Annotated in this window: 13 protein-coding genes; 6 read left to right on the forward strand and 7 right to left on the reverse strand. The window is 70.6% G+C overall.

All coding sequences use genetic code 11. The features are described from left to right. Window positions 1-276: 276 nt before the first annotated feature. Window positions 277-636, reverse strand: coding sequence for an FmdB family zinc ribbon protein (locus Q1K70_RS09215; protein ID WP_300158121.1), 360 nt, complete (start codon window positions 634-636; stop codon window positions 277-279). Window positions 637-946: 310 nt separating this feature from the next. Next, window positions 947-1,345, reverse strand: a complete 399-nt coding sequence (locus tag Q1K70_RS09220) for a MucR family transcriptional regulator (RefSeq protein WP_300158124.1) — start codon at window positions 1,343-1,345, stop codon at window positions 947-949. 145 nt (window positions 1,346-1,490) lie between these two features. Between Q1K70_RS09220 and Q1K70_RS09225 the strand changes: the two genes are divergently transcribed. Next, entirely contained in the window at window positions 1,491-1,814 is a 324-nt protein-coding gene (locus tag Q1K70_RS09225) for a hypothetical protein (RefSeq protein WP_300158126.1), read from the forward strand. A gap of 143 nt (window positions 1,815-1,957) precedes the next feature. Here the strand turns inward: Q1K70_RS09225 and Q1K70_RS09230 are convergent, their stop codons facing one another. From Q1K70_RS09230 to Q1K70_RS09240, 3 genes are read right to left on the reverse strand one after another with little or no spacing between them, the layout of a single operon-like run. Further along, window positions 1,958-2,443, reverse strand: a complete 486-nt coding sequence (locus Q1K70_RS09230; protein ID WP_300158129.1) for a hypothetical protein — start codon at window positions 2,441-2,443, stop codon at window positions 1,958-1,960. Window positions 2,444-2,456: 13 nt separating this feature from the next. Beyond that, window positions 2,457-3,431, reverse strand: coding sequence for an oligopeptide/dipeptide ABC transporter ATP-binding protein (locus tag Q1K70_RS09235; protein WP_300158131.1), 975 nt, complete (start codon window positions 3,429-3,431; stop codon window positions 2,457-2,459). Then, window positions 3,424-4,392: an ABC transporter ATP-binding protein gene (locus Q1K70_RS09240; protein ID WP_300158134.1), complete on the reverse strand. Its 969-nt coding sequence runs from the start codon at window positions 4,390-4,392 to the stop codon at window positions 3,424-3,426. Before Q1K70_RS09240 ends, Q1K70_RS09235 begins: the two co-directional genes overlap by 8 nt. Before the next feature lie 122 nt (window positions 4,393-4,514). Between Q1K70_RS09240 and Q1K70_RS09245 the strand changes: the two genes are divergently transcribed. The 5 genes from Q1K70_RS09245 (at window position 4,515) to Q1K70_RS09265 (ending at window position 11,317) form a co-directional block, all read left to right on the forward strand. After that, complete coding sequence (locus Q1K70_RS09245; RefSeq protein WP_300158137.1) at window positions 4,515-4,973, forward strand: hypothetical protein; 459 nt, start codon at window positions 4,515-4,517, stop codon at window positions 4,971-4,973. Further along, entirely contained in the window at window positions 4,970-8,005 is a 3,036-nt protein-coding gene (locus Q1K70_RS09250; protein WP_300158139.1) for a glycosyltransferase family 39 protein, read from the forward strand. Before Q1K70_RS09245 ends, Q1K70_RS09250 begins: the two co-directional genes overlap by 4 nt. Before the next feature lie 79 nt (window positions 8,006-8,084). Further along, window positions 8,085-8,798: a Bax inhibitor-1/YccA family protein gene (locus tag Q1K70_RS09255; RefSeq protein WP_300158142.1), complete on the forward strand. Its 714-nt coding sequence runs from the start codon at window positions 8,085-8,087 to the stop codon at window positions 8,796-8,798. A gap of 72 nt (window positions 8,799-8,870) precedes the next feature. Beyond that, entirely contained in the window at window positions 8,871-10,034 is a 1,164-nt protein-coding gene (locus Q1K70_RS09260) for a tetraacyldisaccharide 4'-kinase (protein WP_300158145.1), read from the forward strand. 113 nt (window positions 10,035-10,147) lie between these two features. Next, window positions 10,148-11,317, forward strand: coding sequence for an ABC transporter substrate-binding protein (locus tag Q1K70_RS09265; protein WP_300158148.1), 1,170 nt, complete (start codon window positions 10,148-10,150; stop codon window positions 11,315-11,317). Window positions 11,318-11,396: 79 nt separating this feature from the next. On the opposite strand, the gene Q1K70_RS09270 is transcribed toward Q1K70_RS09265, so the two are convergent. After that, window positions 11,397-11,993 carry a peptidoglycan-binding protein gene (locus tag Q1K70_RS09270; protein WP_300158151.1) on the reverse strand — a complete coding sequence of 199 codons (597 nt, stop codon included), beginning with the start codon at window positions 11,991-11,993 and terminating at the stop codon, window positions 11,397-11,399. A gap of 105 nt (window positions 11,994-12,098) precedes the next feature. Beyond that, window positions 12,099-13,208 (reverse strand): DnaJ domain-containing protein, encoded by a 1,110-nt coding sequence (locus tag Q1K70_RS09275; RefSeq protein ID WP_300158154.1) that lies wholly within the window; start codon window positions 13,206-13,208, stop codon window positions 12,099-12,101. Window positions 13,209-13,433: the final 225 nt, after the last annotated feature.

Consider the following 13,433-nt stretch of genomic DNA (forward strand, 5'->3'; position numbering starts at 1 on the left):
GCCTAGCTGCCGCTCGAAAACAATTTCAGGGAATTAGCCCCTTGGCCTCCGGAAAAACGGTGGTTTCCCTCATAGGCGAACCCCCCTTGATCACTTTTCCCGTCGAGGGGGTCCGGGGGGGATCATCCCCCCCGGCCGCCGGAGGCATTCTTCCTCCCATTCCCAAGCCCACTTCCCGAAACACGAAAACGCGCCGCATCCGCTGCCCTTTCCCGGGGATTCCCGGGCCAGGGAGCGCATGCGGCGCTTGGCGCGTCTGGCGAATTACACGAAACGCTAGGAAGCGGCGCTGGCGTTGGTCGACGCGGACGACGCGCCGGCGCAGGACGCACAGCCGGTGGAGGCCTTGTCGCAGGCGGGGGCCGGCTTGGACGCGGCGGAGGCGTCGCCGGATTCGGCGGCCGGCTTGCTTTCGGACTTGCCGTTGCAGTTGCCGCCCGAGGCGCTGCAACCGCCGTTGGCTTTGTAGTCCGTCACGTACCAGCCGGTGCCTTTGAGCACGAAGGAAGTATTGGACATGATGCGGTGGGCCGGCGCGCCGCAGGTCTCGCAGGGGGCCTCGTCGACATCGAACCGTCTCTGCAGGATTTCCGAAACGTTACCGCATTTCTCGCATTTGTATTCGTAGATGGGCATCGTCAAACTCCCCCGCCGGTCCGGTTGGCCGGCGATTTCGGCCGCAACAAGTGGTCCCTGGGCCTTTTTTTGTCAAGGCCCTTTGCCTGGTCGCTCCACGCGGCAGCACTCGCACGTGTCGAGCGCCAAAAAAATAAGCGGATTGTCCGGCCAGTCAAGGGGGAGGCGAGGGAATTCGCCCGGGCAGCCGCCCCGGGCCACGGCGGGGGCGCGATGTCCCCCGCCGTCCGGAGCCTTTGCGCGAGGGCGCGCCCGACCGCCGGGCGCGGACCGTGGCGCGATGCCGCCGTATCGCCCCGGGAGCGTCGGGCTAGTCTTCGGCGCGGCGCTCCCAGAGCTTCATCTCCCGCATCTTCTTGCGGCGTTCCCGTTGCAGGGCCTTGCACACCAGCGGCGTGCCCTTGGGGTAGCCCCATTTGGCGCGGTACTCCTCGGGCGTGAGGCCGAACTTGGCCAAATGGCGCTTGGTGAGGATCTTGTAGGACTTTCCGGACTCCAGGCAGGTGATGCTGCGTTCCTTGACGGCCTTTTTGGGATCGCGCGCGCCATTGCCGGACGCGTCGCCATCGCCGCCGCAGGAGTTCAAGTCCATGTCGCGGATGCTGCCGGCCAGGCGGCCGACCATCATCGTGATCTCCTCCTCGGACATGTTGCGGACCTTGGCCTGCGCTTTGACGATTTCAAGAGCAAGGGACAAATACGAATCCATGGGTATGTTCCTCCGGGCGATTGTGCAAAACGCGATGCGGATCCCACACCACGTCATGGTGGAAAGTCGCCCGGGCGGGAAAAAGGTTGCACACCGCCGTGAGAGAAAATATCCCTTGGAGCAATTACCCCGCAAAGGAAGGCTCATGGATCGCAAAACCCTCCGCCTCGCCCCGCTTGGCCTCGTCGCGGCGGCCGTGCTGGCCCTTGCCGGCTGCGGCCCCACCTACGTCAATCCGAGCATCGCCGATCCGGCCGACGCCAAGCAGCGCCTGGCCGTGGACACCGCGATCTGCCAGCAGGAAGCCAACATGGCCATCCCGCCCACCTACGCCCTGGAGCGTTTCGAACCCGACCCCACCATCGAGGCCCAGGCCACCCGTTGGGTGGCCAACGTGTCCGAGGACGACGCCAACCTCGACGTCTTTTCCACCTGCATGCGCCATCGGGGCTGGCGCTACAAGAAATAGGCGAAGGCCGCCCCGGACCTGGAAAAGGGTCCGGAGCGGCCTTTGTCATGATGCCCGGGCGCGCGGTGAAGCGGTCGGGCCGCGTCGGCCCCCGAAGTCCGGCCATGCCCCTCGCGAGGCGACCGGGGGAGCGGTATGATCCTCTAGTGCACGGTCTGGCCCGAGGACGGCTCGCCGCCCCCGGCCAGGGATTCGCCGAAGCGCAGCACGGCCGGGTCCTTGCGCCACTCGACGAAGAGGCTCTCCCAGACGGCGAAGGGCATGACCTCGGCGTCGAACTCGGCCTCGTGGCCCGAGAGCCAAACCGAGAACAGCCGCATGATCAGGCGGAAGTACTTGCTGTCGAAGGCTTTGGCCACGGTGCCCGTGGGGAAGGTTCCGCCCTCGAAGGACTGGAACACGAATTCGCCCACGGAGCGCTGGGAGGACTCCATGTCGATGGGCCGGCCGTTGATGCCGGCGACGAATTCCGCCAGGGTCGGGTGGGTCTCCCGCATGGTCGAGAGGACCTCGTCCGGCACGCCCAGGTAGACCACGTCGTCCTGCTCCACGGCGTAGTAGAACCGGGCCCAGTGCTCGGCCATGAACACGCGCAGAATTTCCTCGCCGGCTTTCTCGATGGGGTCCATGCCTCGTTCTCCTTTAGGAAAGGCGCGCGCAGCGCACGTAATGTTCCGGCCCGACCGCGACGAGCGGCGGCACGGCGGCGGCGCATTCCGGGGCCGCCGCCTCGCAGCGCGGATGAAAGGCGCAGCCGGAAGGCGGCGCGGCCGGGTCCGGGGTCTCTCCGGCCAGGCCGGCCGCCCGGCGCGCGCCGGGTTCGACGGTGGGGGCCGCGGCCAGGAGCGCCCTGGTATACGGGTGCAGGGGCCGCTCGTAAAGCTCCCGGGCCGGAGCCGTTTCCACGATGCGCCCCAGGTACATGACCGCCACCCGGTCGCTCACGTGGCCGACCACGGCCAGGTCGTGGGAAATGAAGAGGTAGGCCAGACCCAGGCGCTCCCTGAGGTCGGCCAGGAGGTTGATGACCTGCGCCTGGACCGAGACGTCCAGCGCCGAGACCGGCTCGTCGCATACGATCAGGCGCGGCGAAAGGGCCAGGGCCCGGGCCACGGCCACGCGCTGGCGCTGGCCGCCGGAAAACTGGTGGGGAAAGCGCCTGGCGTGCTCGGGGGCGAGGCCCACCTGGCCGAGCAGTTCCAGCACCCTGGCCCGGCGCGCCCTGGCCGTGCCCACACCCATGGCCCGCAGCCCCTCGGCCACGGTCCAGCCCACGGGCAGCCGGGGATTGAGCGAGGCGAAGGGGTCCTGGAAGATCATCTGCGCCAGGCGGGGCAGCTTCCTGCGGGCCGCGGCGTCGCCCGCCCAGGGATCGAGCCCGTCCACGCGCACCGTGCCCGAGCTGGGCGGCTCGAGGCCCACGGCCAGGCGGGCGAGCGTCGATTTGCCGCAGCCCGACTCGCCCACGAGCCCCAGCGTCTCCCCGGGCCTAACGGCCAGGTCCACGCCGGCCACGGCCGCGACCTCGCGTCGGCCGCCGGAGAAAAACCCCGCGCGCACGGCGTACGTCCGTGTCACGCCCGCAAGTTCGAGCAGGGGGGCCGCGCCGTCAGCCATACAGCCAGCACCTCGCGCGCCGCCCGTCCGGCAGAGTGAAAAACGGCGGGACCTCGCCGGCGCAGGGCCCGAAAGCCCGGGGACAGCGGGGATGGAAATGGCAGCCCGAAGGCAGGGCGGACAGGGACGGCACCATGCCCGGGATGGGCGAGAGCCGCCCGCCCCGGGCCGACAGGCGCGGCAGGGAAGCCAGCAGGCCCTGGGCGTAGGGATGGGCCGGGCCCTGGAAAAAAGTCTCCACCCGGGCGTATTCCACCAGCCGGCCGGCGTACATCACGGCCACGGCGTCGGCCGTCTGGGCCACCACGCCGAGGTTGTGGGTGACCAGGACCACGGCCGTGCCGGTGTCCCGGGCCAGGGCCGTCATGAGGTCGAGGATCTGCCGCTGCACGGTCACGTCCAGGGCCGTGGTGGGCTCGTCGGCGATGAGGAGTTCGGGCGAGAGGATGAGCGCCATGGCGATCATGACGCGCTGGCGCTGGCCGCCGGAAAGCTCGTGGGGATAGCCGCCCATGCGCCGGGCCGGGTCGGGCAGGCCCACCCGGGACAGCATCTCCCGGGCCGCCTCCAGGGCCTGGCCGCGCGGCAGCCCTTTGTGGACCCGCACGGGCTCGGCCACCTGGTCGCCGATCGTGAGCACCGGATTGAGCGACGTCATGGGCTCCTGGAAGATCATGGAGGCCCTGGCCCCGCGCACGGCCCGAAGCTCCCGAGCGGAAAGGGAAAGCAGGTCGCGTCCGGCGAAGACGGCCCTGCCCGAGGCCACCCGCCCGGGCGGCGGCACGAGGCCCAGCACCGACAGGGAAAGCACGGTCTTGCCGCAGCCCGATTCGCCGACCACGGCCACGATCTCGCCGCGCCCCACGGCCAGGTCCACGCCGTCCACGGCCGCAAGCGCCCCGGAGGGCGTGTCGAAGACCGTGGTCAGATTTTCCACCGAAAGCAGGGGTTCGTGCAGCATCCTGGAGTCCTGGCCCTCCCTACCGGCTTTGCCCGCCCCCGGCAAGCCGGGGCGACGCGAAGCCGGCCGCGCGCCGCCCCGGCTTGGCAAAAAACGCCAAAGCGGCTAGAAATCCTGCCGCCATGCCCACGCCGCGCGCATACCACACGGACGCGTCCCCACCCGGCACGGGTGCGGGACGAACCCTCCGGGGACGCCGGCGCTTTCGGGCCGGGCTCGCGACCGCGACCCTTCTGGCCCTGGCCGGCCTCTTCACCCCCATCCCGGCCCCGGCCGGGGAGGACATCGTCCTGCACACGCCCATCCTGGCCCTGTGGCGCGACCCGGGCGCCCCTTTCGTGGTCCAGACCGGCCACGGCAACTTCGTCTATCTCGGCGACGGCACGATTCCGGCCGCAGAGGGCGGCGGCGCGCTACGCCAGAACGACCCCGGCGGCAGACTGCTGCGCACCGTCTTTTTCCGCGCCGACGGCATGGCCGTGGATCTGCGCGTCAGCACGGACCCGCCGGGCGTCCTGGTCGGCCTCGGCGACGTCCTGGCCCCCCTGGAACCAGTTCCCGCCGGCAAGGCCAGGCCGTGACGCCGACCGCCCCGATCGCTTCCCGACGCCTGGGCGACGACTGGCCGCTGTGGCTGGTGCTCGCCGTGGCCGCGGCCGTGCGCCTGCTCTTCCTGGATTCCATGGAGCTGTGGTGGGACGAGTTCGTCACCCTGGGGCGCTCTCTGCCGCCCGTGCCCCAGCTCCTTTCCGGGCTCATGTACCAGAGCCCCGCGCCGGTAAGCACCGACTGCAGCCCGCCGCTGCACCACCTGCTCGTGCACGCGGCCCTGCACTTCGGCCACGACGGTTCGATCATCCGGCTGCCGAGCGTCGTTTTCGGCTGCCTCGGCCTGGCCTGCGTCATGGGCCTGGCCCGGCGCGTCGGCGGCCTGCGGCCGGCTGTCGCGGCCGGGCTCTTCTGCGCCCTGTCGCTTTTTCACGTCTACTACTCCCGCGACATCCGCTGGTACGCGGTCTATTACGGCGTGAGCCTCGGCGCGGCCTGGCTGCTGCTTGTGGCGACCACCGAGGACCGCCCCTGGCAGTGGGCGGCCTGCGGGTTGGCCATGGGGGCGAGCCTTTACGCCTCCTACGTGGCCGCGCCGGCCCTGGCCGGGCTCGGGGCCTACGTGGCCGGGCTCGTGGCCCTGCGGCTGCGCTCGGGCGACCGGACCGGGGCCTGGCGGCTTTTGCGCCGGGCAGGCCTGGCCTTCGCCCTGGCCCTGCTCCTTTACGCGCCCTGGCTGCCGGCCCAGTACTACGCCTTTCACTCCTTTTACGGCACAGGCACGGCCAATCCCCTGGACTGGGGCCAGATGGCGCGCAACTTCCGCTTCTTCCTGGAATACTTCTACCAGGGAGGGTTCGACCGGCTGCTGTTCGCCGCGCCCCTGGCCGTCATCGGCTGGATTCTGGCCCTGGCCGGGCCGGGTCGGGCCGGGGCCTGGCTGGTCCTGGCCTGGGGCGTGCCGCCCCTGGCCGCCGCCTACCTCGTGCGCACGGAATTTTCCGTCTCGCCCAAGTACGTCATGAGCGGCTTTTTTCTGCTGACCCTGGGGCTTGGCTTCGGGGCCGAGGCGGCGGGCAGGCTCGCGTCGCGCCTGGCCGGCCGAGCCGGGCCGGGCATCGCCCGGGCGGCGGGCTGGGCAGCGGCCCTGGCCTGCCTGTTTGCGGCCGGCGCCTCCAATCTGCACTTCCCGGCCTTCTACCAGGGCAAGACGTATTCGGACAAAGGGGCCCTGCGCCGGGTGGCCCTGGCCAAAAACAACGTGGACGCGGTCTTTTACGAGGACGAGCGCAACTACAGCTTCGTCGGGGACTGGTACCTGGGCGACCTCTACCGCCGGGCCACGGGCCGGTTCGGGCGCGGCTACAAGCGCTACTGGTTCCTTTCCCCGGGCCGCCTGCATCCACCCGGCACGGTCCCGGCCTTTTCCGACCGCCCCTTCGACGCCTCCCTGGGGGCCGTGGTCAACCGCGCCCCCCTGCCCGTTCTCCCCGACGCCTCGGGCGGCTGGCGCTACGCCGACGGCTACCGCGACCTGCGCCTTTTCTCCGAGGCCTTCGCCACGGACAACGTCACGGTGAACCTGACCGAGGGCGGGCTCGCGCCGGCGGACATGTCCCGGCCGGGCACGGCGCTCTACGCCTTCTCCTTGGACGAGGGGGCCGAGGTCGTCCGGGCCCGGCTGCGGCTCTCGGCCCAATGCCTCAAGCGCAACGTCTTTTTCCCCGACGCCGCGGTCACGGTCCGGGCCGGCGGCGACCCGGCCCGGCTCGTCCCCCTGGGCCGGCTCGACGCCCATTCCCCGCCCGGGCCGCCGCGGCCGGACGCGGACTACCGGGGGGCCTACCAGGTGGCCGACGAGTGGGAGATCCCCCGGGAGGAGCTGTCCGGGTCGGTCCTGTACGTGGCCCTGACCGTTTCCGACGGCACGCGCGAGGGTGCGGTCAAGGCCGCCTCCTTTTCCCTGGACTGCGACTGCCGGGGCCAGGGGTCGGAGCCGGTCCAGGCCCTGCGCCGCGAATGGACGCGCGTGCTCGGCAACCTGGGCCAGGCCGCCCGGCCCTCGGGCGGCGCGGACGTGGTCCCGGGGCGGCTGGCCGCCTTTTCCCGCGACCCAGCGGTTTTTGCGCCCGATCCGGCCGCCGGCCTGGGCTCGCCGGCCGAGGCCGAGGCCTTCCTCGCCGCCCACCCGGGTCTGGCCCCGGTCTACGTGATGCGCGACGCCGAGGGCCGGGCCGTGCTGGAGCTCTACGACCCCTGGCTCCTCGACCCCTACCTGCACCTGCCGCCGGCCGGGAGCCCGCCCCTGTCCGTGGCCCTGGACCAGCCCGCCGTGGGCTACGAGGCGCGCGGCTCCATGCGGCCCTCCCTGGCCGAGCTGGCCGGCCAGCCTCTGCCCCTGTCCCAGGGCCTGCCGGGACAGGCCACGGTCACCTACGCCCGGACCGGGGAAAGCTTCATCCTGGTCCGCGAACTCTTCGACGAGGCCCATTTCGCGCCCGAGGACCTCTTTTCCACCCGCGACGCCCGGGTGCGGCCCGAGGCGGCTGTCATGACCTGCCTCGGCTCCTCGCCCTGCCAGGCCACCTACCGCCTCGCCTCGCTTTATCCCATGACGCGCCTGACGCTCACCACCTTCCCGCGCGTCTTCGGCGACCCGGACGGCAGGAACGCCCTGCGCCTGACCGTGGCCGCAGGCGACGGCCCCTTCGAGGAGGTCTATTCGCTTCAAAGCGACAGGTCGGGGCTGTGGAGCGACACCGACGCCCACCCCCGCGTGGACGCCGTGCCCCTGCCCAAGGGAACCACGGAAGCGCGCGTGCGCCTGGAGATGGCGACCGACGGCAGCCTTTTCCATTCGAGCCCCGAGGCGGCCATGACCTTCGAGGCCGGCCTCGACGCCAGGGCCATGCCGCCCGTCGCGGCCGCGTCCGGAGAACTGGCCAACGGCGCGCCCGAGGCCGGCCCGGCCGCCGTGCGGTTCCTGCGCCAGCCGCCCTCGGCCTTCGAGAAGCTGCGTCCGGGCCTTGCGGTGACGCCCTTGTTGCGGCCCTTTTTCCGTTGAGCAAGCGCCCCTTGCCAGGCGCCAAAGCGCGCGTTATAGGTCCATAAAGGACAGCCCGTCTTTCCAAGGAGGACAACGAATGAGCTCTCCATATCGTTCGATGCCGACGACGCAGGCCCGCGTCGAAGTCGTCAACGCCTTCATGCGGGGCGTGTACGGCTGGATGTGCCTTGGGCTTTTGCTCACGGCCGCGGCATCCGCCTTCACGGTTTCGAGCCCGGCCATGATGCAGGCCATCTTCGGCAATCAGATACTGTTTTTCGGTCTCATCATCGTGGAATTCGGCCTGGTGCTCGGCATCTCGGCCGCCATCAACCGCCTGTCCGCCGGCACGGCCAGCGGCCTTTTCCTGCTCTACAGCGCGCTCAACGGCGTGACCCTGGCCGCCATCTTCGCGGTCTACGCCAAGGCGGTGATCATAAACGCCTTCCTGGTCACGGGCGGCATGTTCGGGGCCATGAGCCTCTACGGCCTGCTCACCCGTCGCGACCTGACCTCGCTCGGCAGCTTCCTGTTCATGGGCCTCATCGGCATCATCATCGCCTCCGTCGTCAATATCTTCACCAAGAGCGCGATGATGGACTTCATCATCTCCTGCGTGGGCGTGCTGGTGTTCCTGGGGCTGACCGCCTACGACACCCAGAAGCTCAAGGTCATGGGCGAGATGGCTCCGGCCGACGACGCCACGGCCGTGCGCCGGGGGACCATACTCGGGGCGCTGACCCTCTACCTCGACTTCATCAACCTGTTCCTCATGATGCTGCGGCTTTTCAGCGGCTCCAACCGGGACTAGCGGACCTCCGGGTTTTCCCGGCGGCCGGAACATGAACGTGCAGCACGCACTTCCGGAAGCGGACCGCTGACCGTGGCTGGCGCAAGACGACGACCGGAGGGGCGCAACCGCCGCCCCTCCGCTTTTTTTTCACCCCGGGACCGCCTCCTGGCCCTGGGCAGGCGGCTCCTGCTCTTCCTGCTGTTCCCCGTTTCGCGGCTCTACGCCTTGTGGCGGCGAGGGCAGGCCAGGCTCCATGCCCTGGGTCTTTGCCGCACCTGCCGGCCCGGGGCCGTGGCCGTCGGCGTGGGCGGCATGTCCCCGGAAAGCCGGGGCCGGGTGCTTTTGACCGCGTGGCTCCTCGGCTGGGCCGCCGCCCAGGACGTCGGCGCGGCGGTGGTCGCGCCCCTTGGCGAGGGCAGGCCCCCGGCGCTGCCCTACCGGGTCGAGCCCGGCGGCGATCCCGACGATTCCGGCATCGAGGCGGCGCTGCTGGCCAGCTACGCCCCGAACGTGCGCTGCCTGGTCGACGTCGACCCCATCCGGGCCTGCGTCGAGGCCATGCGCGCCTTCTCCCCCCACCTGCTCATCCTCCAGGACGCCCTGGGCGACCCCCGGCTGACCCGGGACACGGAACTGGCCATCCTTACCGCCGACGACCTGGGCCCGGGCTGGGACCGCGTGTTTCCGGTCGGGAGTTGGCGACGCGACGCCTCGGCCCTGAAAAACGCCTCGGCCTACTGCGTCTTCGACGCGCCCGGGACGCTGGAGGCCACCCTGGCCCTGGGCGAGAAGCGGCTCGGGGCCACGGGCAAACCCATCTTCAGCCTCTCCTTCGACATCTGGCGCTGGCGGGGCCAGGGCGGGACCATCGCCGCACGGGATCTGGCCGAATCGCCCTACGTGGCCGTGCTCGGCGAATCCGACCGGGAGATCCTGCCCGACATGCTGCGCCGCCACATCGGCGCGGCCCCGCGCATGGTCTTCTTCGTCCACGACCGCCACCGCTTCACCCGTCAGGACTTCGAGTTCCTGCGCGCCGACGCGGCCCGGCTCAAGGCCCGAAACATCCTGACCTCGCCCCGTTTCGAGCTCAAGCTGCGCCAGGGCGGAGCCGCCCTTTACGGCCATGCCGTGTGGACCTATGATCCGGAAGTGGTGTTCGGCCAAAGCCGCAACACCGACCTCACGTTCCTCGCCTGGTGGGAATCGGCTTTCCTCGCCGCCGCCAAGGGGCGCATCAGGCCAAGATCTTAGCCTCACGTCCCTGAGGGACATTTCTGCTTTCCAAGGGGCAACAGAGAAATATGATTGTTTTTCTTAAAAAATACCGACGTATTTTTTAAGGGTCGCAACACGAGGAGCATCCCATGCGCCGCCGTCCGCGCCTCGCCGCCGTCCTGGCCCTCGTTTCGGCCCTGTGCTTCGCCCACGGACCGGCCTCGGCGCGCCAGGCCGCCCCGGAGGTGCGCCTGGGGCTGGTGGCCACCTTCAGCGGCGAGGGCTTCCGCACCGGACGCGACGCCCTGGAGGCCGCCCGCTACGCCGTGGAGGCGGCCAACGCCGCCGGCGTCCCGTCCATGGGCGGCAAGCCCTGCCGGGTGACGCTCTATCCCCTCGACGACAAGGATTCCCCGGAGCAGGCCGCCCGGGCCGTGCGCGAACTCGTCGCCCACAAGCACGTGACCGCGATCATCGGCCCCTACCCGAGCGGGCTGGCCAACGCCGCCGCCGTGGCCGCCGACGAGCTCGGCGTGCCGCTGGTCGCCCCGGCAGCCACGGCGGCCGTGGTCACGGCCGGGCGGCCCCATGTCTTCCGCATTCCCTTCACCGACGCCTTCCAGGGACTGGTCCTCGGCCGGCTGGCCAGCCGGGAGCTGGGGCTTGCGCGCGTGGCCGTGGTCGCCAACCGCGACAGCCTGTCGAGCACCTCCCTGGCCCGGGCCTTCGTGGAGGCCTTCACGGCCTGCGGCGGCGCGGCCGGGCTTTTCACCTACGCCGACCGCGACCGCGACTTCGGGCCGCTCATGACCAAGGTGCTGGCCGAAAAACCCCAGGCGCTCTTTTTTCCCAACGCCACCAAGGAAAGCATCCTGCTGGCCCTGGCCGCGCGCAAGGCCGGCTTTTCCGGCACGCTCATCGGCGGCGACGCCTGGGACGGCCGCGAGGTGTCGGGGCTGGCCGCCTTCGACGGGGCCTACTTCGTGGACCACTGGCGCGAAGGCTCGCCCGGGGGACGCTCCCGGGCCTACGTCGCGGCATTCAAACAGGCCCGAAAGCGCGCCCCCACGGAAATCGGAGCCCTGACCCAGGACGCCGTGGACGTGGTCCTGGCCGCCGTGGCCCGGGCCGGTTCCACGGACCGCGAGGCCGTGACCCGGGCCCTCATCGAGCTGCCGCCCCACGACGGCGTCACCGGGACCTTCGATTTCGTGGACGACGGCAACCCGGTCAAATCCCTGTGCGTCACCCGGGTGACCGACGGCGGCACCCGCCAGGAAAGCCGTGTCCTGCCTCCGCCCGACCCGTGCGGGAAGTAGGGGGAGAAAAAGCGCCTCCGGCGGCCAGGAGGGGCGACGGCCCCTCCTGGACCTCCCGCAAGGGAGGCATGCATGTCGCCTACGCTTCAAGCGTGACGAGGCCGTCGTCGAGCATGAAGCGCAGCAGGGTCATGCCGCCGCATTGGCGGCTGGCCAGCGTGTCGGACCATTTCCCGTCGGCGGCGTACTTGCCGCGCGCGTAGGCCGTGGAGCCGCCCCACAGGTAGGGGCTCGGCGTGGCCGGATGGTAGAGGCGGTAGCCGAAGCCGTTGTAGCGCTCAAGCACGTAGGCGATCCCGGCCGGGCTCCAGTCCGTCCAACGGTCGAGCCCGTGCAGCCGCAAGGCGTCGGCGGCGCTTCGCTCCCAGGAAAAGGGCGGCTCGCCGGCGCGCGGTCGGCCGGCCGGCACACGCACGGTGCGCCCGGTCAGCGGATCGCCGTTGTGCAGGTGGCGGTGGAAATCGAAGGCGCACTCCAGGCAGTGCACGATGCCGACCACATGGGCCGGCAGGCCCGTTTCTCCGGCCACGGCCCGGTAGCGGGTCAGGGACGCCTGGGCGAAGATTTTTGCGGCCGCGCGCCGGACCTCGGCCAGCCGCTCGGGGCGGATGGCGGCGTTGGCGAACATTTGGCGATATTCCCGTGACAACTTCTCGGTGAACGGCACGTCGGGCACAAGCGAGACTCCTGTTGCAGGTTGCGGACACCTGCAACCCGAGGAGTACATGCGCCGGGCGTTGCGTCAAGAATCGCGGGAAAAGGAACGATCGAGCGGGAGAGGCTAGACGGCCCAGGCCGTGCTGGCGCGCCGGGGGCCGGCGGAAAAGCGCATGGCCATCTCGTAGGCCACGTTGACGTCCTTCATGGCCTCCTCGTCGCCGCCGAGGTCCGGGTGGTAGAGCCGGGCCATGTGGCGGTAGGCGACCTTGATCTCGTCCACGGAGCAGGGATAGTCGAGGCAGAGGATCTCGTAGGCGCATTTGAGGTTCATGCCCGTGCGCCGCGCCGTTTCCCGGGCCCGGTACTGACGGTCCTCATCCATGCGGAATCCCGCGCCTGACGCCCTGGACTGGGCGCGCGAGGCCCCGGAGGCGCTCGATGACGCTCCGGCGAAGGTCCGCCGGCCAGCCTCGCCCTGGCTGCCGGCCGCCCTTTGGCCGTCGGTCGTCTTCTGGCCGCCGGCCTGGCCGGCCCCGGAGGCGCTTCGAAACGTGCTTTCGGCCCTGGGGCGTTCCTTCTGGGTCTGGCCCGTCGCGCCGCCCGGCCGCGAAGCCCCGGCCCGGAACGACCAGCCCTCGCCCGGACGGGCCTTTTCGCCCGTGGTCGCGCCCTGTCGGGCGCCCGCTTCCTCGGCCTTGCGCTCGGCTCCGGCGGTGGAACGGAACGAGGCTCCGGCGCCGGTCCTGGCCTCTTCGCCCGGGCGGGTCCAGGCCCGGGCGCGCTCGGAACCGGCCGCGCCGGCCGTTCCCGTCGCGCCGGCCGTGCCGGTCGCCCCGGCCGTCCCGTTCGTCCAGTGCCGGGCCTTGCCGTTGCCGCCCGGGGCAGCGCCCTGGGCATGACTAAACGTCCGGCCCGTCGCGCCCTGCCCGGCGCCGTGGGGCGCGCCCGGGGCCTGGTGGGGCCGCGAGGCATGGGGACGCTGGCCGGAAGCGGCGCGACGCCAGGCGTCCTGGCCGCCGCTTCGCCCGGCCTCGGCCCCGGAGGCGGCGGCAAAGCCGCGCCCGCCGGTGCGGGCCATCTTCAGGTTGCGCAGGACCTCCTGGAGGTGGACGAGAATCTCCTGCAGGATCATGCGGGTGCGGTTGAGCTGCACCTCAAGGGCCTGCCAATCCGTCGCGCCGTGCGCGGACCTGGCCCCGAAGCCGCCGTGTCCCTGCGATTGCCTCTGCATGGTTGTCGCCCGCGTTCCCTCAGGTCTTCGCCAATGCGCCCCGACCGCCTGCATCAGGAACACGCAACGACTTGGCATTTCGAATAGTTACGAAAAAACCCATCGAGTCCTTACCATTTTTACTGGATAGCTCCGGCCAAGGCAAGGCGTAATTCCCTCGCCTCCGCGCCCCTTGGCCTGCTAGTGACAGGAGGAGCGGTTATGATGTAAGACCGGCGGCGATAG

This window comes from Solidesulfovibrio sp. (assembly GCF_029978005.1).
GTDB lineage: Bacteria > Desulfobacterota > Desulfovibrionia > Desulfovibrionales > Desulfovibrionaceae > Solidesulfovibrio.

Bases quoted from the DNA above. Each gene is read 5' to 3' on its own strand.
- Q1K70_RS09215 (WP_300158121.1), bottom strand. From the start codon at position 636: ATGCCCATCTACGAATACAAATGCGAGAAATGCGGTAACGTTTCGGAA.
- Q1K70_RS09220 (WP_300158124.1), bottom strand. From the start codon at position 1,345: ATGGATTCGTATTTGTCCCTTGCTCTTGAAATCGTCAAAGCGCAGGCC.
- Q1K70_RS09225 (WP_300158126.1), top strand. From the start codon at position 1,491: ATGGATCGCAAAACCCTCCGCCTCGCCCCGCTTGGCCTCGTCGCGGCG.
- Q1K70_RS09230 (WP_300158129.1), bottom strand. From the start codon at position 2,443: ATGGACCCCATCGAGAAAGCCGGCGAGGAAATTCTGCGCGTGTTCATG.
- Q1K70_RS09235 (WP_300158131.1), bottom strand. From the start codon at position 3,431: ATGGCTGACGGCGCGGCCCCCCTGCTCGAACTTGCGGGCGTGACACGG.
- Q1K70_RS09240 (WP_300158134.1), bottom strand. From the start codon at position 4,392: ATGCTGCACGAACCCCTGCTTTCGGTGGAAAATCTGACCACGGTCTTC.
- Q1K70_RS09245 (WP_300158137.1), top strand. From the start codon at position 4,515: ATGCCCACGCCGCGCGCATACCACACGGACGCGTCCCCACCCGGCACG.
- Q1K70_RS09255 (WP_300158142.1), top strand. From the start codon at position 8,085: ATGAGCTCTCCATATCGTTCGATGCCGACGACGCAGGCCCGCGTCGAA.
- Q1K70_RS09265 (WP_300158148.1), top strand. From the start codon at position 10,148: ATGCGCCGCCGTCCGCGCCTCGCCGCCGTCCTGGCCCTCGTTTCGGCC.
- Q1K70_RS09275 (WP_300158154.1), bottom strand. From the start codon at position 13,208: ATGCAGAGGCAATCGCAGGGACACGGCGGCTTCGGGGCCAGGTCCGCG.